Source organism: Spiractinospora alimapuensis, assembly GCF_018437505.1.
Taxonomy (GTDB): domain Bacteria; phylum Actinomycetota; class Actinomycetes; order Streptosporangiales; family Streptosporangiaceae; genus Spiractinospora; species Spiractinospora alimapuensis.
Genome location: NZ_CP072467.1, coordinates 1,738,498 through 1,759,151, shown reverse-complemented (window position 1 = coordinate 1,759,151; position 20,654 = coordinate 1,738,498). Strand labels below are relative to the sequence as shown.

Sequence of the window (20,654 nt, the reverse complement as noted above, 5' to 3'; positions counted from 1 at the left end):
GGGGAGCCCCGTGGATATCGACATGACCGTCCTTCGCAGCCTGGAACGCGAGAAGGACATCTCGGTGGACCTCGTCGTCAAGGCCATCGAGGACGCGCTGCTGATCGCCTACAACCGCCAGGAGGGGACGGCGAACAAGGCGCGCGTCGAGCTGAACCGTGACACCGGCCACGTCATCGTCTGGGCCGGGGAAACCGACGACGAGGGCGAGGTGGTCCGCGAGTACGACGCCACCCCCAGCGGCTTCGGGCGCATCGCCACGTCGACGGCGAAGCAGGTGATCCTGCAGCGTCTGCGCGACGCCGAGGACGAACTGACCCTGGGCGAGTTCGCCGGACGCGAGTCCGACATCGTCGCCGGCATCATCCAGCAGGGCAACGACCCGAAGAACATCCTCGTCGACCTCGGCAAGATCGAGGCCGTGCTCCCCCTCCAGGAGCAGGTCCCCTCGGAGAGCTACCTCCACGGCGAGCGGATCCGTTGCTACGTGGTGCAGGTGCGCAAGGGCCAGAAGGGCCCGCAGGTGACGTTGTCCCGTACGCACCCCAACCTCGTGCGCAAGCTATTCACCCTCGAGGTCCCCGAGATCGCCGACGGGACCGTCGAGATCGCCGCCATCGCGCGGGAGGCGGGGCACCGGACGAAGCTCGCGGTGCGGTCGCGGCGTCCCGGCGTCAACGCCAAGGGCGCGTGCATCGGCCCCATGGGCGGTCGGGTGCGCAACGTGATGGCCGAACTGGCCGGCGAGAAGATCGACATCATCGACTACTCTGAGGACCCGGCCGAATTCGTGGGCAACGCCCTGTCTCCGGCCCGGGTCAGCCACGTCGAGGTCCTCGACGCGGACGCTCGGGTGGCCCGTGTGACCGTGCCGGACTACCAGCAGTCCCTCGCCATCGGCAAGGAGGGCCAGAACGCCCGTCTGGCCGCCCGGCTCACCGGTTGGCGGATCGACATCCGTTCCGACACCGGCGAGGACGAGGGGGTCGCCGCGGAGGTCGCCGAGTCCTCGGGGTCCCCGGATGCCCCCGCGTACTGAGGCCGGTACGACGGTCGGCCCGGTACGGACCTGTGTCGGGTGTCGTCGGCGTGAGGCACAGGACGTGCTGCTGCGCGTGGCGCTGGTCGACGGGCGGGCGCTCCCGGACCCCGGGCGCGTGTTGCCGGGTCGCGGGGCCTACGTCCATCCCGACGCGGCGTGCGTCGATCGGGCGAGCAAGCGCCGCGCCTGGCAACGCGCCCTGCGGTCGCGGGGCTGCGTGGACGCGGGCGCGGTGCGGGACGCCGTGGTCTCAGAGGCATAACGGGCGGGGAGGCGTACAACACGCCGGTAGAACCGAGATAGGGTGGGAAGTACCGCGCCGGTTCTCGCGTTAGACCAACACAGTGCGTTGAATCTACTGAGCCCCGGTGGGGTTTGGTGTGTCGCCTGACAGCAGAAGGGTCGCACGCATGACAGTCACGACACCAGTCGGAAGCGGGTCGAGAAGCTGATGAGCACTCGATGAGCACGCTGCGATGAGTACGTCAAGCTAGCGGGGTCCGGCACACACCCATGCCCGGGCCTTGAGTAGAGGAGAGTAGTGGCGAAGGTCCGGGTATACGAACTCGCCAAGGAATTTGGCGTGGAGAGCAAAGCCGTCCTGGCGAAGCTCAACGAGATGGGCGAATTCGTTCGTTCGGCGTCCTCGACGATAGAGGCACCGGTCGTCCGTCGTCTGAAGGAAGCGTTCAACAACGGTGCGGGCGAAGCCAAGTCCGCGCCCACCAAGTCCAAGTCCGAGGCGAAGCCAGCGCCGAAGCCGGGCCCCAAGCCCAAGGCTCCCGCGCCGGCTCCCAAGCCCGCGGAGCAGTCGGAACAGTCGGTGCCCGAGGCGCCGCAGCCGGCGGCCGAGCCTGAGGCGCAGCCCGTCGCGGAGGCGCCGGAACCGGTGGCCGAGCCCGAGGAGCAGGCGTCCAAGCCGGCGCCGCGTCCCGGCCCGCGTCCCAAGCCCGGAGCTCCCGGTGGACGCCCGTCGTCCGGTTCGGGCGACCGGGGCGGTCGTGCCCCACGTCCGGGCCCACGGCCGTCCGGCCCGCGTCCCGGCAACAACCCGTTCACCAGTAGCCAAGGCATGGCCAAGCCGAGCCCGCGTAACGGCCCGCGTCCCGCCCCGCCCGGCCAGCAGCAGGGCGGCGGCGCCGGAGCACGGCCCAGCGGCGGCGAGCGGGGCGGTGCCCCGCGTGGTGACAAGGACCGTTCCGGAACGGCCCGTCCCGAGACCCCGCGTCCCGGTGGCGGCGCCCGTCCCAGCCCGGCCAACATGCCGCCCCGCCCGGGTGGCCCGCGGCCGAGCCCGATGAACATGCCCTCGTCCCGTCCCACCCAGGGTGGTGGCGGCGGTCGCGGCGGCGGCGGTCGGGGCGGTCCCGGCCGTGGCGGTGGCGCGGGTGCGCCCGGCCGCGGTGGCGGCGGTGCCCCGGCGGGTGCCGGTCCGCGCCCCGGTAGCGGGGGCGGCCCTGGCCGTGGCCCTGGTGGCCCTCCCGGCCGTCCGGGCCCGGGTGGTCGCGGCCGCGGTGGTGGCACGGCCGGAGCGTTCGGTCGCCCCGGCGGTCGTCCGGGTCGTGCGCGCAAGTCCAAGAAGCAGCGCCGTCAAGAGTTCAACGAGATGCAGGCGCCGTCGTTCGGCGGGGTGAAGATCCCCGGCGGCAACGGTCAGGTCATCCGGTTGTCCCAGGGCGCCTCGCTCGCCGACTTCGGTGACAAGATCGGGGTCAACCCGGCGTCGCTGGTCCAGGTCATGATGCACCTGGGCGAGATGGTGACCGCGACCCAGTCGCTTCCGGGTGAGACCCTGGCCCTGTTGGGTCAGGAGCTCAACTACGACATCCAGGTCGTGAGCCCGGAGGACGAGGACCGCGAGCTGCTGGAGTCCTTCCACATCGAGTTCGGTGAGGACGAGGGCACGGACGCGGAGCTCATGCCCCGTCCGCCAGTCGTGACGGTCATGGGTCACGTCGACCACGGTAAGACCAAGCTGTTGGACGCGATCCGACAGTCCAACGTGGTCAGCGGCGAGGCCGGTGGCATCACCCAGCACATCGGTGCCTACCAGGTGGCGACGGAGGTCGACGGCGAAGAGCGTCGGATCACCTTCATCGACACCCCTGGTCACGAGGCGTTCACCGCCATGCGTGCCCGTGGTGCCCAGGCCACCGACATCGCCGTGCTGGTGGTCGCCGCGGACGACGGTGTCAAGCCGCAGACCGCGGAGGCCATCGACCACGCGAAGGCGGCCGAGGTCCCGATCGTGGTCGCGGTGAACAAGATCGACAAGGAGGGCGCGGATCCGCAGAAGGTGCGGGCGCAGCTCACCGAGTACGGTCTCGTCGCCGAGGAGTACGGTGGCGAAACCCAGTTCGTGGACATTTCCGCACTGCAGCGAATGGGCATCGACAACCTGCTGGAGTCGGTCGTCCTGACGTCCGACGCCGAGCTGGAGCTGAAGGCGAACCCCACGCAGGACGCGCAGGGTATCGCGATCGAGGCCTACCTCGACCGTGGCCGTGGCTCCATGGCGACGGTGCTGGTGCAGCGCGGAACCCTGAAGGTCGGGGACTCCATCGTCTGTGGCGACGCCTACGGCCGCGTTCGCGCCATGCTCGACGAGCACGGCAAGAACGTCGACGAGGCGACTCCGTCGCGTCCCGTCCAGGTGTTGGGACTCACCAACGTTCCCAGCGCGGGTGACAACTTCCTGGTCGTCAAGGACGACCGGGTGGGCCGACAGATCGCGCAGCAGCGCGAGGCGCGGGAACGGTTCGCGGAGCAGGCCAAGGCCAGCCGCCGGGTGACCCTCGACAACTGGCAGCGGACCCTGGAAGAGGGGCAGCGCCAGGAGCTGCTGCTGCTGATCAAGGGTGACATGTCGGGTTCGGTCGAGGCGCTCGAAGAGTCGCTGATGAAGATCGACGCCGGTGGCGACGAGGTTCGGATCCGGGTGATCGGTCGCGGTGTCGGCGCGATCACGCAGAACGACATCAACCTCGCCTCCTCCGCCGACGCGATCATCATCGGGTTCAACGTCCGTACCGAGGGCAAGAACAGCGAGCTCGCGGACCGCATGGGTGTCGACATCCGCTACTACTCGGTCATCTACCAGGCGATCGACGAGGTGGAGGCCGCGCTCAAGGGGATGCTCAAGCCGATCTACGAAGAGGTCAAGCTGGGCAGCGCGGAGATCCGCGAGGTCTTCAAGGTGCCTCGGATCGGCAACGTGGCCGGCTCGATCGTCCGCGACGGCATCATCCGCCGCAACGCCAGCGCCCGGCTCATTCGGGACGGCGTGGTTGTCGCCGACAACCTCACCGTGTCCTCGCTGCGTCGCTTCAAGGACGACGCGACCGAGGTCCGGGACGGCTTCGAGTGTGGTATCGGGGTTGGATACAACAACATCCAGCTCGGTGACACGATCGAGACGTTCGAGATGCGGGAGAAGCCCCGGGACTGACGGTCTCGTGCGGCCGCGTCGCGCCCTCGGCGCGACGCGGCCGACGCTTGACACGGCGTGGGCCGACGTCCGAGCGAGGACCCACGGGGTTCGCCGCCTCGGTGGCGGCCCCACTCCCGCCGCGCGCCCGCGGGGAACCAGCGAACTGACGTGCGTCGCAGGGACGCACCGAACACCACACGGGGTTGGCCATAGCGTGTACGTCGGCACACTGACATTGGACATCCTGTTGGGCGACGTCCGGTCGTTGAAGCAGAAACGCTCTGTCGTTCGACCGATCGTGGCGGAGCTGCAACGCTCCTTCTCGGTCGCGGTGGCCGAGACGGGGGACCAGGACCTCCACCGCCGCGCCGAGATCGGTGTCGCGGTGGTGGCCGCGGACGCCGCGCACTGTGTGGACGTACTGAACCGGTGCGAACGCGTCGTCGCGGCCAGACCGGAGATCGAGCTGCTGTCGGCGAGACACCGGCTCATCGGTGACGAGGACGAGTAGGGGGACAGCCATGACGGACGCGGCACGCGCCCGACGGCTCGCGGAGCGGATCCACGAGGTCGTGGCAGAGTTGTTGAAGCGCCGGATCAAGGACCCGCGCCTGGGGTTCGTCACCGTGACCGACGCGCGGATCACCAACGACCTGCGTGAGGCCACCGTGTACTACACGGTGTACGGCTCCCAGGAGGACCAGGCGGCGACGGCCGCGGCGCTGGAGAGCGCCACGGGGGTCATCCGCGGCGAGGTCGGACGCCAGATCGGGGTACGGCACACCCCGTCGATCACCTTCGTGGAAGACGTCGTGCAGCGCGACGCCGAACACATCGAGGACCTGCTGGCCAAGGCCCGGGCCTCCGACGCCGAGGTCGCGCGCAACGCCAGCACGGCGGAACCGGCCGGCGACCCCAACCCGTACCGGACACCGCGCGAGCCCGAGGACGACGAGGAAGACGAGTGACTTCCGCCCCTCCCCAATGGGAGATGACTCCATCCCTGGCGGGGTGGGTTTCCCGCTTCGTCGCTGACCCCGGAAGGGAGGAGCCCCGCCGCCCGACGGCAGCTCCCGCCTCTACTGTGCTGGCGTCGCCAGAATCGGTCAGCCGGGGCCCTGCGTCATCCGAATGTCCGCGGGTTGCGACTGGACCAACCGCGACGACGTTCTTCGCCGCGTGCACACCACGGTCTCGCCGCGCGCGGACAATCGAACGCGTGCGCTAAGAGCTACAGGAAAGCAACGTATGTGCAAGCCACACACCGGATTCCTCCCCGGCCCGAAGGCCGCGACCTCCTCCGGTAGGACCCGGTGAGCGCTGCCTCGGGCGCCCAGTCCGGTCCCCACGGCGTGGTCGTCGTCGACAAGCCCGCCGGCATGACATCCCACGACGTGGTCGCGCGGGTACGTCGCATCGCGCGGACACGCAAGGTGGGCCACGCCGGCACTCTGGACCCCATGGCCACAGGCGTGCTCGTCCTCGGACTGGGCAAGGCGACCCGCCTGCTCGGGCACCTGACCCTGACCGAGAAGGAGTACACCACCACCGTTCGGTTGGGCCAGAACACCTCCACGGAGGACGCGGAGGGGGAGCCCCTGGACGGTGCCCCCGCCGTCGGTGTGCCCGACGACGCGATCCACGCCGCCGTCGCCTCCCTCACCGGGGAGATCCAGCAGGTACCACCCCGGGTCAGCGCGATCAAGGTGGGCGGCAAGCGTTCCTACGCCGCCGCGCGCGCCGGTGAGGACCTCGAACTCTCCGCGCGCACCGTCACGGTGGCGGACTTCGTCGTCGACGGCGTGCACCGTCACCCCGACACGGGGTTCGTCGACGTGGACGCTCGCGTGCGTTGTTCGAGCGGCACCTACGTCCGTTCTCTCGCCCGTGACCTCGGCGCGGCGCTGGAGGTGGGTGGGCACCTCACCGCGTTGCGCCGGACCCGAGTGGGGCCCTACACCCTCGACGGCGCGCGCCGTCTGGAGGAGCTGGAGGAGGTCTTCCACCACACCCCCCTCGCTCAGGCCGTCGCCGACGCCTTCCCGGTACGCACGGTGGAGCCGGACCAGGTGCGCAAGGTCGCGCACGGCAACCGGATCCCCGCGTCGGTGGGAGTCTCGCCCCCCGCCGAGGGCGACGGGCATGGGATGATCGGTCTGTTCTCCCCGGACGGCGAGGTTCTCGCCTTGGCGGAGCAACGTCCGGGGGGAACCCAACCAGTGGTGGTCTTCGCCTGACCGGTCCGGGAGCGGGATCTGTCGACGTCGAGGAAGGTGAGAACTGTGCGGCTGTGGGGAGTGGGCGACGTGCCCCCCGGCGGGCGGAGCGTCGTCACGATCGGGGTCTTCGACGGGGTTCACCGCGGACAGACGATCATGCGACGTGCCGTGGACACCGGTCGGGAACTCGGGCTGCCCGTCGTGGTGGTCACCTTCGAACCCCACCCCGACTCGGTGGTGCGGGACCAGCCGCACCCGATGGTGTTGACCCCGTCGGAACGCAAGGCGCAGCTCCTCACGGAGTGTGGTGCGGACGCCGTCTGCGTCCTGGCGTTCACCCGTGAGCTCTCCCAGTTGACGGCGGAGGACTTCGTCCGTCAGGTCCTGGTCGAGGAGCTGCACGCCACGGCGGTCGTGGTGGGGGAGAACTTCCGCTTCGGCCACAAGGCGGCGGGTGACCTCGACACTCTGCACCGGCTCGGGGAGAAGTACGACTTCACGGCCGAGGGCGTTCGTCTGGTCGCGGACGCCGACACGATCACCTCCACCCTGATTCGCCGCTTCGTCGACGAGGGCGACGTGGTGCAGGCCGCCGCCGAACTGGGACGTCCGCACCGCGTGCAGGGGGTCGTCGTCCGGGGGGCTCGCCGAGGTCGGGACCTCGGGTTTCCCACGGCCAACCTGGAACTTCCCGCGCACACCGCCGTTCCCGCCGACGGTGTATACGCCGGTTGGCTGCTGCGGACCCCGCGGGCGGGAGAGCCTCCCGCCACAGGGGAGGCTCGGTGGCCCGCGGCGGTGTCCGTGGGAGACAACCCCACCTTCGGCGGACAGGCGCGCACCGTCGAGGCCTACGCGTTGGATCGAGAGGACCTCGACTTGTACGGCGAGCACATGGCGGTCGACTTCGTCGCGCGGATCCGTCCCATGCTGCGCTTCTCCGGGGTCGAGGAGTTGGTCGCCGAGATGGCGCGCGACGTGGAGCGGTCACGGGCGCTGTTGGGCGCCTGAGCTCGGCACAGGCCTGGGCAGTGTCGGCGTGGTAGTACGCTGATCAGGACGGTCCGAAGCCCGGCCGACGGGAGTTGATCCGCGCCGCCGGACCGCTGCCTCGAATTGGGTGACTGTGGGTGTGCACGGTCACCGACCCCATGGGGAGCTCACCACGCACACCACGTTCTAGAGAAGGAGCGACGTGTCGATCGACACCGCCACCAAGCAGAAGATCATCGCTGACTACGCCACCGAGGAGGGGGACACCGGGTCTCCCGACGTGCAGGTGGCGCTGCTGACCCACCGCATCACGGAGCTGACCGAGCACCTCAAGTCGCACAAGCACGACCACCACAGCCGCCGCGGGCTGCTGCTGATGGTCGGCCGTCGCCGCCGTCTGCTCCAGTACATCGCGAAGAAGGACATCAACCGCTACCGCGAGCTGATCGCACGGCTGGGGCTGCGTCGATAGAGCACCGGAAGGCAGCGGCAGAGGGTCCCGCGGATTCGACTCCGCGGGACCCCGGCCGCTGCCTTCCTTCGTTGCGGTGTTTTCAGTCTGCTAACCAGCGGAAACAGTCTTTGGTGGGGCTGAACGCGCCACCAGGACAACACAACAGTTGAGGGCATCCCGCATCCCTGCCGGACCAGCGCGAGGGCCGGTCCTCGGTAGTGGTGCCCGGCCACTCCAACGGAGTAGCCGGGGACTTCGATCGATGGCCGGCCGCCGCGGCCGTGAGCCGGGCAGCCTGGCGGCGCGGACGCGGGATGATGACATATCAGGAGGTCGCCCATGGAGGGCGCGTATTCATCCCGAGCCGTGATTGACAACGGCAGTTTCGGTACCCGCACGATCCGGTTCGAGACCGGACGGCTGGCGCAGCTCGCCGCGGGCTCCGCCGCCGCCTACCTCGACGACGAGACCATGGTCCTGTCGGCGACGACGGCGTCCAAGCGGCCGAAGGACCAGCTCGACTTCTTCCCGCTCACCGTCGACGTCGAGGAGCGGATGTACGCCGCGGGGCGTATCCCCGGCTCCTTCTTCCGGCGGGAGGGACGTCCCTCCGAGGACGCCATCCTCACCTGTCGGCTCATCGACCGGCCGATGCGTCCCTCGTTCGCCGACGGTCTGCGCAACGAGATCCAGATCGTCGAGACGGTCATGGCGTTGCACCCCGAGCACCTGTACGACGTGGTCGCGATCAACGCCGCGTCGCTGTCCACCCAGCTCGCCGGGCTGCCGTTCTCCGGCCCGATCGGTGGTGTCCGGGTCGCGCTGATCCAGGGGCAGTGGGTCGCGTTCCCCACGCACTCCGAACTCGCCGACGCCACCTTCGACATGGTGATCGCCGGTCGCGTCCTGGAGGACGGCGACGTCGCGATCATGATGGTCGAGGCCGAGTCCACCGCCAACACGCTCGGCCTGGTCGCCGACGGGGCCGTCGGCCCCAACGAGCAGACCGTGGCCGAGGGCCTCGAGGCGGCGAAGCCGTTCATCAAGGTCCTGTGTGACGCGCAGATGGAGCTGGCGAACCAGGCCGCCAAGGAGACCGGGGAGTTCCCCCGTTTCCTCGACTACAACGACGACGCCTTCGAGGCCGTCGAGGCGGCCTGCAAGGACGAGCTGTCCGCGGCGCTCACCATCGCCGACAAGGCCAACCGCGAGGACGAACTGGAGCGGATCAAGACCAACACCGCCCAGAAGCTCGCCGAGGACTTCGAGGGTCGGGACAAGGAGATCAGCGCCGCGTTCCGCTCGCTGCAGAAGAAGCTGATGCGCCAGCGCATCACCAGCGAGGGCGTGCGCATCGACGGCCGCGGCACCAAGGACATCCGCCGCCTCGTCGCCGAGGTCGGGGTGCTTCCCCGCGTGCACGGTTCCGCGCTGTTCGAGCGTGGGGAGACCCAGGTCCTCGGGGTGACCACTCTGAACATGCTGCGCATGGAGCAGATGGTCGACACGCTCAACCCCGACAAGACCAAGCGCTACATGCACAACTACAACATGCCGCCGTACTCCACCGGGGAGACCGGTCGGGTCGGCTCGCCCAAGCGGCGCGAGATCGGGCACGGCGCCCTCGCTGAGCGGGCCCTGGTGCCCGTGCTGCCGGGGCGCGAGGAGTTCCCCTACGCGATCCGCCAGGTCTCCGAGGCCATCGCCTCCAACGGCTCCACGTCGATGGCGTCGGTGTGTGCCTCAACGATGTCGCTCATGCACTCCGGCGTTCCGCTGAAGGACATGGTGGCGGGCATCGCCATGGGCCTCATCAAGGAGGGCGAGGAGTTCGTCACCCTGACCGACATCCTCGGCACCGAGGACGCGTTCGGCGACATGGACTTCAAGGTCGCTGGCACGCGGGACCTGATCACCGCGCTGCAGCTCGACACCAAGCTGGACGGTATTCCGGCCTCGGTGCTCGCGAGTGCCCTGCAGCAGGCCCGGGGCGCGCGCCTGGCGATCCTGGACGTGATGCAGGAGGCCATCTCGACCCCGAGCGAGATGAACGCGACCGCCCCGCGCGTGCTGACGGTGAAGATCCCGGTGGACAAGATCGGTGAGGTCATCGGCCCCAAGGGCAAGATGATCAACCAGATCCAGGAGGACACCGGCGCCGACATCACCATCGAGGACGACGGCACCATCTACATCGGTGCGACGGACGGGCCCTCGGCGGAGGCCGCGCGCGACACCATCAACGGGATCGCCAACCCGACCATGCCGGAGGTGGGGGACCGCTACCTCGGCACCGTCGTCAAGATCGCGTCCTTCGGAACGTTCATCTCCCTGCTTCCCGGCAAGGACGGACTCCTGCACATCTCGCAGATCCGCAAGCTCCACGGTGGGAAGCGGATCGAGAACCTCGAGGACGTCATGTCCATCGGGGAGAAGGTCCAGGTCGAGATCAAGGAGATCGACGACCGAGGCAAGCTGTCCCTGGTCCCGGTCGAGGTCGTGGAGGCGGAGGCCGCCGCGAACGAGGGAGCCGAGCAGGACGACGAGGACGCCGAGGGCGCCGCGTCGGAGTCCGGTGACGCTGGGGACAAGGACGGCGACTCCTCGGGCGGGGAGCGCCGTCGGCGCCGTAGCCGCACCCGGAGCCGCGGCCGCGACGAGAACACCTGATCCACGCCACATCGTGGTCTCTGCGGCCGTACCCTCTTGAGGGTACGGCCGCCCCCATTTCTAGCCCGAGTTGAGGAACGAATGAGCGACATCCCCATCGCCGCGGAGCAGGAGCCCGGAACCACCGTCACGATCCTGGAGCCCGGCGCCGGATCCGGTGCGGTGCGCAGGACAGTGCTGCCCGGAGGCCTGCGAATCGTCACCGAGGCGGTGCCCGGGGTGCGCTCGACCGCGTTTGGTATCTCGGCCACCACCGGGTCCCGGGACGAGGATGGCGAGCACGCCGGCTCGGCCCACTTCCTGGAGCACCTGCTGTTCAAGGGGACCGCGACCCGCGACGCCCTGGCCATCTCCGCGGAACTGGACGGTGTCGGCGCCAACCACAACGCCTACACCACCAAGGAACAGACGACCTACCACGCCAAGGTGCTGGACCGCGACCTTCCCCTCGCGGTCGACGTCGTGAGCGACATGGTCGCGAACTCGACCCTGCCACCCGACGAGGTCGAGACCGAACGAGGAGTGATCCTCGAGGAGATCGCGATGTACGAGGACGAGCCCGGGGATCTCGTGCACGACGTCTTCGCCGCCCACTACTTCGGTGACTCCGACCTGGGGCGTTCGGAGCTCGGCACCAACGACACCATCAAGGCGTTGCCCCGCGAGCGGATCCTCGAGCAGTACCGGGAGTGCTACACCCCGGACCGGCTCGTGGTGACGGCCGCGGGCAACCTGGACCACGACCACGTGGTGCGGCTCGTCGGCGACGCCTTCGCCGGACCGCTCGCCGCCGCGCGTCCCGAGACCCGTGCGGCCGCGCCCCGTATCGGGGGAGAGGCGGCCCCGACCCACCCCGGGACCGTCGTGGTGCGCCGGGAGACGGAGCAGGCACACCTCCTGCTGGGTGTCCCCGGTGTCGCCCGCAACGATGAGCGCTGGTACGCCATGCGCGTCCTCTCCACGGTGCTGGGCGCCGGAATGTCCTCCCGGCTCTTCCAGGAGGTGCGGGAGAAGCGCGGCCTGGCCTACTCCGTCTACAGCTTCGCTCCCAGCTACGCCGAGACCGGTGTGTTCCAGGTGTACGCCGGCTGCCTGCCGGAGAAGGCCGACGAGGCCCTCGCGGTCATTCGTGGAGAGCTCGCCCGGGCCGCGGTCGACGGCGTCACCGAGGAGGAACTGGTCCGCGCCAAGGGGCAGATCGCGGGTTCGTGGGTGCTCGGCGCGGAGAGCACCAACGCCCGCATGGGCCGGCTGACCGTCCACGAGCTCAGCTATCCACACCACTTCTCGCTGGACGAGGACCTGGCCCTGTTCGACGCCGTCACCGACGCCGACGTCACCTCCGTCGCTGCGGACCTCCTCGGTGGCCCCGAGACGCTCGCCGTGATCGGTCCCTTCGCCAGCGACCGGGAGTTCTGAGCGTGCCCTCATACGCGATGCTCGTCCTGCCCGCGGCGAACCGCGTCTACGCCGACAGCGCGCCCGCGCTCATGGCGGCCGAGCTCGCCGTGTTCGGCGGCGCGGTCCTCGCCGGCCGACTGACCAACATCCGCCCCACCGAGATCGCCGGGGTGCCCTACGTCGCGTTCGACGCCGACGACCTCACCCGGGAGGACCTCGACCTCCTGGCCAACGTGTCGTCGGTGTACGCGATGTTCCGCGTCGACGGCACCGGTGCGACGGACGGGGCGCCGATGTTGACACCCGTGCGACTGCGCCGCATGGACCGGTTCGACGACGACCTGCTCACGATCCCCAAATACACGGGCAAGACCAACGAGCACTTCACGAAGCTGCTGCTCAACGTCACCGTGCTGGGGTCCGACTGCGCCGCGGAGATGACGCGTAGGAAACTGCACGTCCTCGACCCGCTGTGTGGTCGCGGTACGACGCTGAACCAGGCCATGATGTACGGCTACGACGCCTCTGGCGTGGACCTGGACAAGCGGGACTTCGAGGCCTACGAGGCGTTCATCAAGACGTGGATGAAGCGCAAGCGTCTCAAGCACACCGCGGAACGTGTCACGGTACGCAGGAGCAAGCAGACGCTCGGCCGGCGCCTGGATATCGAGGTCGCGCCCAGCAAGGAGCAGTACAAGGCGGGCGAGACCCAACTCGTCGCCATGGTGAACGCCGACACCACCACCGTCGGCGAGTTCTTCCGTCCCCGGTCCTTCGACGTGATCGTCGCCGACGCGCCCTACGGGGTGCAGCACGGCAGTAGGACGGCACAGCGTGGACTGCGTCGGGATCCGGTGGAGCTCGTCGCTGCCGCGGCCCCCGCCTGGGTGGAGACCCTGCGGCCCGGCGGTGCGTTGGGTCTGTCGTTCAACACACACGTGGCTTCCTGGGACGACCTCGCGGTGGAACTGACCGAGGCCGGACTCGAGGTGATCCTCGACGACGCCTACCGCGCGTTCGAGCACCGTGTGGACCAGGCCATCTCCCGGGACCTGATCGTCGCCCGCAAGCCGCGTTAGCCGTGCTCCGCCTTCCCCGCGGGGGAGCGGAGCGGGCGTCCGAGGCCCGAGGACCGTCCGCGTCCCTCGTCGGCGCGTCTCTCCAGGGCGCCCACCCGGTGGACGATTCGTCCGTGGCGTGTGGAGGCGCAGGGTGGGGCCGTCCGTGCCGTGACGCCACGGGCCGGTGTCCGCTGGCGGACGGGGATCGGCCCCTGCGGGGGCCGGAGTTCCCTCCCACGGGGGAAGAGGGTGGCTCCGACCCGTCGCAGACTGGCGTCGACACCACAGGAGGCGCCATGAACAAGTCAGGGGCGGTACGAGAGAACCGACGGGACGCCGTCGCCGCGACGGGGCCGAGGGAAGACGACCGGTGGCGGGCCGCCGGGCTCTGGGGGGCGGGGCTCGCCGCGGGGTACGCGGTTCTGGTGCGGTTCTACCAGGCGGCGGGCGGGGAGATTGGGCTGTCGGGCACGATGAAGGAGGAGTTCGCCGCGGGATTCGGGATGGCGAGCTACGCCGCGGGACTCCTGATCCTCCTCGCGGGGCTGGCCTGCCTGGTCCTGACCCGTCCCGCGCTGCGTCGCGTGCCCCGGCGGTCGCCCGTGGCCGCCGGCGGCGCGGTGTCGCCCTGGATCCTCGGACCGCTGTGTCTCGCACCAGTGGTCGCGGGAGGGGCGTACGCGGTGTCCCACGCGATCTCGGGGACCATCACCAAGGGCATGGATCTGGTGAATCCCGGAACGGTGAACTATCCCGACGTGTGGGCGAACCTGGACCGAACCAGCGTCGCGTTGTGGGACATCTTCCTCTACGAGCCGTGGTTCCTCGCCATGGGCGTTTGTCTGCTGCTGAGCGCCTGGCGCTACCTGCGTGACCACGGAGCGTCAGACGCGCTGCTCCGGCGCCTCGCCCTGGGGTGCGTGGTCGTGGTCGTGGGGCTGGCGGCGTTCTCCGTGTGGCTCACGGTGATGGACATGACCGTCATCGTCTGACCGGCCTGTCGGCGGCGACAGGGGAGACGATCCGATACGGTGGCCCTCGTGATCAGAGTGGGTGTGCTGGGCGCCAAGGGGCGCATGGGGTCCGAGGTCGTTCGCGCGGTGTCCGAGGCGGAGGACATGACCTTCGTCGCGGGGGTCGACACCGGGGGTGACCGGTCGGCGCTGTCGTCGGCGGACGTGGTCGTCGACTTCACGCTCCCGGACGGTGTGATGGACAACCTGCGCTGGCTGATCGACAACGGCATCCACGCCGTCGTCGGTACCACCGGGTTCGACGAGGCACGGATCGCCGAACTGCGTGAGCTGCTGGAGCGTACGCCCGGATCGCGCGTTCTGATCGCCCCCAACTTCGGGATCGGCGCCGTGCTGATGATGCACTTCGCCGCGAAGGCCGCCCCCTACTTCGACTCCGCCGAGGTGGTGGAGACCCACCACCCGCGCAAGGTGGACGCGCCCAGTGGGACCGCTGTCCGCACCGCGCAACTCATGGCCGAGGCCCGTGACCGCGCGGGGTCGCCGCCCATGCCCGACGCCACGACCGACGAGCTTCCGGGCGCTCGGGGGGCCGACGTCGACGGGATCCGTGTCCACGCACTGCGGATGGCCGGCCACATCGCACATCAGGAGGTCGTGTTCGGCGGGCACGGAGAGACGTTGCGGATCCGCCACGACTCCATGAGCCGCGAGTCCTTCATGCCGGGGGTCCTTCTGGGAGTGCGAGAGGTGGACCGCCTGCCAGAGCCGCTCACCATCGGCCTGGAGCCGTTGCTGGGATTGTGAATCCACCCCAGTGGGCCCGTGGGGCGGAGGAGCCCGGGAGCGTTCAGTTCAGTGTGCCCAAGGGTCGATGAGATCCACCCCGGTGTCCACGAAGTCCTTGAGGTTCCGCGTGGCCAGCGGCGTACGATGCGTGCGGCGAATCGCGGCGATCTGGGCATCGAATCCATCGATCGGCGATCCGATCCGCTCGCGGGCATTCACGATTCTCGAGTAATGCGCGACGTCGCGTCGAACGGTGGACCGGGGCGGGAGCTCCAATTCGACCCCTCCGAGTTCACCGAAGCGCTCCAGCAGATTAGTGAACAGGTCGCCCGATCCCTCTGTCTCGCTGACGGCTTCCTCCCGGATCGCTCGGACTTCGGCCTCCATCGATCGGCCACGCCGCGCCGCTCGGGTGTGCGGACGGTCCTTGACGTCTGACCAACAAACCACGGGGCCGAGCTGGAACTACTCAGAGACAGCGATCTCCACCCGCCGGTTCTTGGCCCGGCCCAGGGGGTTGTCCCACCCGCCACGTTCGTTCTTGGCGACTGGTTGCTCCTCGCCGTGCCCCTGGGACTCGAAGGTGACGTCCGCGTCGGACAGCACCTCCGCGAGGAAGGTCTCGACGGCGGCCGCGCGTTCCTCGGAGAGGGTCAGGTTGTAGTCCGCCGCGCCCTTGTCGTCGGTGTGTCCGTCGATGTTGATGGTCATCCCGTCCACGCCCTCCTCCTCGAGCTCGCCCGCTCGGTCCCGGAGGATCTCCTCGCCCTCGGGTGTGAGCTGCGCCTCGTCGAACTCGAACAGCACGTCGGCGTCCTCCGCGCTGTCAGCGTTGCGGGGAGCGAGCGCGAGGAGAGCACCGATGATGAGCGCGATGGCGACGGTGGAACGGTTGGGGCCAGCCACGGCGATGAGCGTACCGCGACCGACGCCCGAAGAGAACTGGAACACCCCGTACGCCGCGACTTCGGGTCGACCACAACCTAGGCGAGCGCCAGGCCCACCGAGTAGAGGACTCCGAAGACCAACTGCAGCCGCCCGGTCTGCCCGAGCGCGGGGATGAGCGCGCGCCCTGTCTCCCCACGCCAGATGACGGAGACCGGAGCCAGGGCGAAGGGAACCACCAACAGCAGGGAGAGGGACCACCAACTGGGGAGCAGGCTGACCATCGCCAGGAGCACGGCCCCCACGATCGTGCCGACGTACAGGGCCCGGGTCCGCGTGTCGCCCAGCACGACGGCGAGGGTCCGCTTCCCGGACTCCGCGTCGGTGGGAATGTCGCGCAGGTTGTTGATCACCAGCATGGCGCAGATCAACAGGCCCACGGCCGCGCCGGCCAACCACGCCCGCCCCGGCACCCCGTCCGGTGCGGTCTGGACGAACACCGTGCCCACGACGGCCACCGGACCGAAGAACACGAACACCGACGCCTCGCCCAGCGCCCGATACCCGTACGGGCTCTTACCACCGGTGTAATACCACGCGGCGAGGATCGCCGCCGCACCGACGAGCAGCAGCCACCAGGCGCTGGTGACCACGAGGACGATCCCGGCCGCGGCCCCCACGGCGAACGTCGCCCACGCCGCGGTCAGAACCTGACGCGGCGGTGCCGCGCCCGATCCGGTCATCCGGAACGGACCGACTCGGTCGTCGTCGGTACCGCGGACACCGTCGGAGTAGTCGTTGGCGTAGTTGACGCCGACCTGGAGGGCGAGGGCCACGAGCATGGCCAGACCCGCCTTCCACCACACGAGCGCGCCCACCCCGAACGCCGCGGCGGTCCCCACCACCACCGGTACGACGGAACTGGGCAGCGTGCGCGGACGCGCGCCCGCGACCCACTGCGTCACTGTTGCCACGCTGAGAACTCTCCTACGTTCCGTTCACCACACCCGACCGCGCGGGTCACTCACCGACCTGGGCGTGCAGCCGGACCATCGCCACCGGTGCGCCCATGTCCACCTCACGCCGCGCCCCGCTGGGCAGCCATCCGCTGGCCCGCAGGAACCGCGACAGGGCGTTGTCCTCTTCCAACACCCATGCCTGGGCCGTGCGGAACCGGTCCTCGATCAGATGGTCCACCACGGCGTTCAACAGACGACTCCCGTGTCCCTCCCTGGTGCGGGTGGGGTCCACGTGCAACGCGTAAATCTCGCCGTCCGTTCCCGGCCACGCGTCCGGATCCTGGCTCGGGCCCGATGCCGCGAACCCCACAGTCGCCCGGTCGCTCGTGGCCACGAGAACGCGGTGCCGCGACGACGGCGGGGCGGAAATCGCCTTCCGCCACTGGTCCCGGAACTGCTGGATCGCCTCCGCGCTCGCCATTTCGGTCAGCGCGGGGCGGGGGAGAACGGACGCGTAGGACTCGAGCCACGCGGCGACCTGAATATCGACAATTCGGTCGACATCGTCCAGGCGCGCGGAACGGACGAATGCGGAGGTGGACATCCCGCCCACCTTATCTGGCAAGATCGAGGGCGTGAGCGTCATTATCCGAGTCATCGTCAACGCGATCGCGCTCTGGGTCGCCGTCTACTTCGTCCAGGGCATCGAGGTGCACTCCGCATCGGTCGGCGAGGAGATCCTCTTCTACGTCATCGTGGGTGCGATCTTCGGCGTGGTCAACGCCGTGATCAAACCGATTGTCAAGACGGTGGGGTGTGCGCTCTACGTCGTCACTCTCGGGCTGGTCGCGCTCGTGGTGAACGCGCTGCTGCTGATGCTGACAGCCTGGATCGCCAGCGCCGTCGGCATCCCCTTCGAGGTCACCAGTTTCTGGCCCGCGTTCTTCGGCGCCATCATCATCGCGATCGTTAGCTGGCTGCTCAGCATCTTCGTTGGTGGCAGGGACAACGACTGAGAGAGTCCCTGAGCAGCGCCGACCACGGAGATCGTGGGCGCTGCGCGTGGTTGATGCGGCCGATGGAGAGGTAGCTTTTTAGGTATGGCAGGAAGCAGCACACCCACGGCGCCGTTTGGGCGGATGCTGACCGCGATGGTCACTCCGATGGACGCCGAAGGGGAGATCGACTACGAGGGCGCGGCACGCCTCGCCACCTACCTGGTGGACGAGCAGCGCAACGACGGGCTCGTGGTGAGCGGGACCACGGGTGAGTCGCCGACCACGTCGGACGCGGAGAAGGACCGACTGCTGCGCGCGGTGCTGGAGGCGGTGGGCGACCGCGCCACCGTCCTGGCGGGTGTCGGCACCAACGACACCCGGCACAGTCTGGAACTCGCGCACGCCGCCGAGCGCGCCGGCGCCCACGGGCTCCTCGCCGTGACCCCCTACTACAACAAGCCGCCGCAGGAAGGGCTGATTCGGCACTTCACCGCCATCGCCGACGCCACCGAGCTGCCGGTGATGCTCTATGACATCCCCGGACGTACGGGGGTCCCGATCGCGTCGGAGACGCTGGTCCGGTTGGCCGACCATCCGCGGATCGTCGCCAACAAGGACGCCAAGGACGACATCGGGGCCAGCTCCTGGGTGCTCTCCCGGACCGACCTGGCCTACTACTGCGGCACGGACATGATGAACCTGCCGCTGTTGTCGATCGGTGCCGCCGGGTTCGTCAGCGTCGTGGGCCACATCGTCGGCGCCGACCTGCACGACATGATCGAGGCCTACACCGAGGGCGACACCACGCTGAGCCTGGCGATCCACCGGCGACTCACGCCGGTGTACACCGGGATCTTCCGTACCCAGGGGGTCATCACCACCAAGGCGGTGCTGGACATGTTCGGGCTGCCCGGTGGTTCGGTGCGGACCCCGCTGGCGGACGCCTCGACGGAACTGCGGACTCTCCTGCGGGAGGACCTCGCCGCGGCCGGGGTCAAGGGACCGATCGGTCTGGCCCCGCATCAGGCCGTTCCCGCAAGTGCCGTCCACGTCGAGTCGCCGCCGGAGCGCACCACATGAGCCATCCGCATCCCGATCTCGGGACACCTCCGCCGCTGGCGGACGAGACCCTGCGCGTCGTCGCCCTCGGTGGTCTGGGGGAGATCGGCCGCAACATGACGGTCTTCGAGTACGGCGGGAAACTGCTGATCATCGACTGTGGTGTGCTGTTCCCCGAGGAGGAACAGCCCGGCGTCGACCTGATCCTCCCCGACTTCGACCACATCGCCGACCGCCTCGACGACGTCGAGGCCCTGGTGTTGACCCACGGCCACGAGGACCACATCGGCGCGGTGCCGTTCCTGCTGCGCCAACGGCCCGACATCCCGTTGGTGGGCTCCCGACTCACACTGGCGCTGCTGGAGGCCAAGCTCTCCGAGCACAAGATCAAGCCAGAGCTGGTGCGGGTCGCCGAGGGTGACCGACTGGAGTTCGGTGACTTCGACGTCGAGTTCCTGAGCGTCAACCACTCCATCCCCGACGCCCTGGCCGTGGCGTTGCGCACCCCCGCGGGCAGCGTCCTGCACACCGGCGACTTCAAGATGGACCAGTTGCCGCTGGACGGTCGCCTCACCGACCTCGCCGGGTTCGCCCGGTTCGGCGACGAGGGCGTCGACCTGCTGCTCTCGGACTCCACCAACGCGGAGGTCCCGGGGTTCGTCACGAGCGAGCGGGACATCTCCGGGGTCATCGACCGGGTCTTCACCAACGCCGACAAGCGCGTCATCGTGGCGTGCTTCGCGTCGCACGTGCATCGTGTACAGCAGGTGCTCGACGCCGCGCACGAGCACGGACGCAAGGTCGCGTTCGTGGGCCGCTCCATGGTGCGCAACATGGGCATCGCGCGCGACCTCGGGTATCTCACCGTCCCGGCCGACCTCCTGGTCGACGTCCGGTCGCTGGACGACCTGCCGCCCGAGGAGGTCGTCCTGATCTCCACCGGGTCCCAGGGCGAACCGATGTCGGCGCTGAGCCGGATGGCCAACCGTGACCACCAGATCCGCATCGAACGCGGCGACACGGTGATCCTGGCCTCCTCCCTGATCCCGGGCAACGAGAACTCGGTCAACCGGGTGATCAACGGCCTCACCCGCTGGGGAGCCAAGGTGGTCCACAAGGGCAACGCCTTGGTACACGTCTCGGGGCACGCGCCCGCGGGCGAACTCCTCTACGTCCTGAACATGGTGCGACCCAAGCACCTCATGCCGGTGCACGGCGAGTGGCGCCACCTGCGCGCGCACGCCGACCTGGCCCGGCTCACCGGGATGGGCGACGACCAGGTCGTGATCGCCGAGGACGGCGTCGTCGTCGACCTCGCCAGGGGACGGGCGCGGATCACCGGCGCGGTCCGGTGCGGGTACGTGTACGTCGACGGGCTGTCCGTGGGCGACGTGACCGAGTCGGCGCTGAAGGACCGCAGGATCCTCGGTGAGGAGGGGTTCATCTCGGTCATCATCGCGGTCGACTCCACCTCGGGGAAGATCGTGAGCGAGCCCGAGATCCACACTCGCGGGTCGGGCATCGACTCCCAGGCCTACGACGAGGTGCTGCCACGAATCCAGGACACCCTGGCGATCGCCGCCGCCGACGGCGTCACCGACGTGACGCAGATCCGGCAACTGGTGCGTCGCTCGGTGGGCCGGTGGGTGAACGAGACCTACCGCCGCCGTCCCATGATCGTGCCGGTCGTCGTCGAAGTGTGACGCCCGTGGTGCGGGGC

The 20,654-nt window shown here is 69.3% G+C and carries 20 protein-coding genes; 16 read left to right on the top strand and 4 right to left on the bottom strand.

Features of this window, described 5'->3' with window-relative positions; all coding sequences use genetic code 11:
- The first annotated feature begins 22 nt into the window (after window positions 1-22).
- The 13 genes from nusA (at window position 23) to dapB (ending at window position 15,051) form a co-directional block, all read left to right on the top strand.
- Entirely contained in the window at window positions 23-1,039 is a 1,017-nt protein-coding gene (nusA, locus tag J4H86_RS08085) for a transcription termination factor NusA (RefSeq protein WP_236542885.1), read from the top strand.
- Window positions 1,023-1,304: a YlxR family protein gene (locus J4H86_RS08080; RefSeq protein WP_236542884.1), complete on the top strand. Its 282-nt coding sequence runs from the start codon at window positions 1,023-1,025 to the stop codon at window positions 1,302-1,304. Before nusA ends, J4H86_RS08080 begins: the two co-directional genes overlap by 17 nt.
- A gap of 279 nt (window positions 1,305-1,583) precedes the next feature.
- Window positions 1,584-4,490, top strand: a complete 2,907-nt coding sequence (gene infB / locus J4H86_RS08075) for a translation initiation factor IF-2 (RefSeq protein ID WP_236542883.1) — start codon at window positions 1,584-1,586, stop codon at window positions 4,488-4,490.
- Between the two features lie 196 nt (window positions 4,491-4,686).
- The gene (locus J4H86_RS08070) at window positions 4,687-4,983 is read left to right on the top strand and encodes a DUF503 domain-containing protein (protein ID WP_236542882.1); all 297 of its coding nucleotides are present in this window, start codon (window positions 4,687-4,689) and stop codon (window positions 4,981-4,983) included.
- Between the two features lie 10 nt (window positions 4,984-4,993).
- Entirely contained in the window at window positions 4,994-5,440 is a 447-nt protein-coding gene (gene rbfA / locus J4H86_RS08065; protein WP_236542881.1) for a 30S ribosome-binding factor RbfA, read from the top strand.
- Window positions 5,441-5,785: 345 nt separating this feature from the next.
- Window positions 5,786-6,709, top strand: a complete 924-nt coding sequence (gene truB / locus J4H86_RS08060; protein WP_269134544.1) for a tRNA pseudouridine(55) synthase TruB — start codon at window positions 5,786-5,788, stop codon at window positions 6,707-6,709.
- A gap of 45 nt (window positions 6,710-6,754) precedes the next feature.
- Window positions 6,755-7,702: a bifunctional riboflavin kinase/FAD synthetase gene (locus tag J4H86_RS08055; protein ID WP_236542880.1), complete on the top strand. Its 948-nt coding sequence runs from the start codon at window positions 6,755-6,757 to the stop codon at window positions 7,700-7,702.
- 184 nt (window positions 7,703-7,886) lie between these two features.
- On the top strand, window positions 7,887-8,156 hold the full coding sequence (gene rpsO, locus J4H86_RS08050) for a 30S ribosomal protein S15 (RefSeq protein WP_236542879.1): 270 nt from the start codon (window positions 7,887-7,889) through the stop codon (window positions 8,154-8,156).
- 321 nt (window positions 8,157-8,477) lie between these two features.
- Window positions 8,478-10,808, top strand: coding sequence for a polyribonucleotide nucleotidyltransferase (locus J4H86_RS08045; protein ID WP_236542878.1), 2,331 nt, complete (start codon window positions 8,478-8,480; stop codon window positions 10,806-10,808).
- A gap of 81 nt (window positions 10,809-10,889) precedes the next feature.
- Window positions 10,890-12,227 (top strand): M16 family metallopeptidase, encoded by a 1,338-nt coding sequence (locus J4H86_RS08040; protein ID WP_236542877.1) that lies wholly within the window; start codon window positions 10,890-10,892, stop codon window positions 12,225-12,227.
- Window positions 12,228-12,229: 2 nt separating this feature from the next.
- Window positions 12,230-13,288, top strand: a complete 1,059-nt coding sequence (locus tag J4H86_RS08035) for a TRM11 family SAM-dependent methyltransferase (protein WP_236542876.1) — start codon at window positions 12,230-12,232, stop codon at window positions 13,286-13,288.
- A gap of 278 nt (window positions 13,289-13,566) precedes the next feature.
- Window positions 13,567-14,262, top strand: coding sequence for a hypothetical protein (locus J4H86_RS08030; protein WP_236542875.1), 696 nt, complete (start codon window positions 13,567-13,569; stop codon window positions 14,260-14,262).
- Between the two features lie 48 nt (window positions 14,263-14,310).
- A complete protein-coding gene (gene dapB, locus J4H86_RS08025) occupies window positions 14,311-15,051 on the top strand; it encodes a 4-hydroxy-tetrahydrodipicolinate reductase (RefSeq protein ID WP_269134543.1) in 741 nt (246 codons plus the stop codon).
- Window positions 15,052-15,099: 48 nt separating this feature from the next.
- Here dapB and J4H86_RS08020 read toward each other — a convergent pair whose 3' ends face one another.
- The 4 genes from J4H86_RS08020 to J4H86_RS08005 form a co-directional block, all read right to left on the bottom strand.
- Entirely contained in the window at window positions 15,100-15,483 is a 384-nt protein-coding gene (locus J4H86_RS08020; protein ID WP_394356463.1) for a FitA-like ribbon-helix-helix domain-containing protein, read from the bottom strand.
- A 15-nt stretch (window positions 15,484-15,498) separates the two neighbouring features.
- Window positions 15,499-15,939: an OmpA family protein gene (locus J4H86_RS08015; protein WP_236542873.1), complete on the bottom strand. Its 441-nt coding sequence runs from the start codon at window positions 15,937-15,939 to the stop codon at window positions 15,499-15,501.
- Between the two features lie 77 nt (window positions 15,940-16,016).
- Window positions 16,017-16,892: a 1,4-dihydroxy-2-naphthoate polyprenyltransferase gene (locus tag J4H86_RS08010; protein WP_236542872.1), complete on the bottom strand. Its 876-nt coding sequence runs from the start codon at window positions 16,890-16,892 to the stop codon at window positions 16,017-16,019.
- A gap of 46 nt (window positions 16,893-16,938) precedes the next feature.
- Entirely contained in the window at window positions 16,939-17,481 is a 543-nt protein-coding gene (locus tag J4H86_RS08005) for a GNAT family N-acetyltransferase (RefSeq protein ID WP_236542871.1), read from the bottom strand.
- A gap of 31 nt (window positions 17,482-17,512) precedes the next feature.
- Between J4H86_RS08005 and J4H86_RS08000 the strand changes: the two genes are divergently transcribed.
- The 3 genes from J4H86_RS08000 to J4H86_RS07990 all read left to right on the top strand — a co-directional run bounded on the left by J4H86_RS08000 (window position 17,513) and on the right by J4H86_RS07990 (window position 20,637).
- Complete coding sequence (locus J4H86_RS08000) at window positions 17,513-17,893, top strand: phage holin family protein (protein WP_236542870.1); 381 nt, start codon at window positions 17,513-17,515, stop codon at window positions 17,891-17,893.
- Window positions 17,894-17,977: 84 nt separating this feature from the next.
- Complete coding sequence (gene dapA / locus J4H86_RS07995) at window positions 17,978-18,955, top strand: 4-hydroxy-tetrahydrodipicolinate synthase (RefSeq protein ID WP_236542869.1); 978 nt, start codon at window positions 17,978-17,980, stop codon at window positions 18,953-18,955.
- The gene (locus J4H86_RS07990; RefSeq protein ID WP_236542868.1) at window positions 18,952-20,637 is read left to right on the top strand and encodes a ribonuclease J; all 1,686 of its coding nucleotides are present in this window, start codon (window positions 18,952-18,954) and stop codon (window positions 20,635-20,637) included. The genes dapA and J4H86_RS07990 overlap by 4 nt, the downstream gene beginning before the upstream one ends.
- The last annotated feature ends 17 nt before the right edge of the window (window positions 20,638-20,654 follow it).

What these genes read in the sequence shown, in the direction of transcription:
- J4H86_RS08005 (WP_236542871.1), bottom strand. Translation starts at nt 17,481, where the DNA reads ATGTCCACCTCCGCATTCGTCCGTTCCGCGCGCCTGGACGATGTCGAC.
- J4H86_RS08080 (WP_236542884.1), top strand. Translation starts at nt 1,023, where the DNA reads ATGCCCCCGCGTACTGAGGCCGGTACGACGGTCGGCCCGGTACGGACC.
- J4H86_RS08045 (WP_236542878.1), top strand. Translation starts at nt 8,478, where the DNA reads ATGGAGGGCGCGTATTCATCCCGAGCCGTGATTGACAACGGCAGTTTC.
- J4H86_RS08040 (WP_236542877.1), top strand. Translation starts at nt 10,890, where the DNA reads ATGAGCGACATCCCCATCGCCGCGGAGCAGGAGCCCGGAACCACCGTC.
- nusA (WP_236542885.1), top strand. Translation starts at nt 23, where the DNA reads ATGACCGTCCTTCGCAGCCTGGAACGCGAGAAGGACATCTCGGTGGAC.
- rbfA (WP_236542881.1), top strand. Translation starts at nt 4,994, where the DNA reads ATGACGGACGCGGCACGCGCCCGACGGCTCGCGGAGCGGATCCACGAG.
- dapA (WP_236542869.1), top strand. Translation starts at nt 17,978, where the DNA reads ATGGCAGGAAGCAGCACACCCACGGCGCCGTTTGGGCGGATGCTGACC.
- J4H86_RS07990 (WP_236542868.1), top strand. Translation starts at nt 18,952, where the DNA reads ATGAGCCATCCGCATCCCGATCTCGGGACACCTCCGCCGCTGGCGGAC.
- J4H86_RS08030 (WP_236542875.1), top strand. Translation starts at nt 13,567, where the DNA reads ATGAACAAGTCAGGGGCGGTACGAGAGAACCGACGGGACGCCGTCGCC.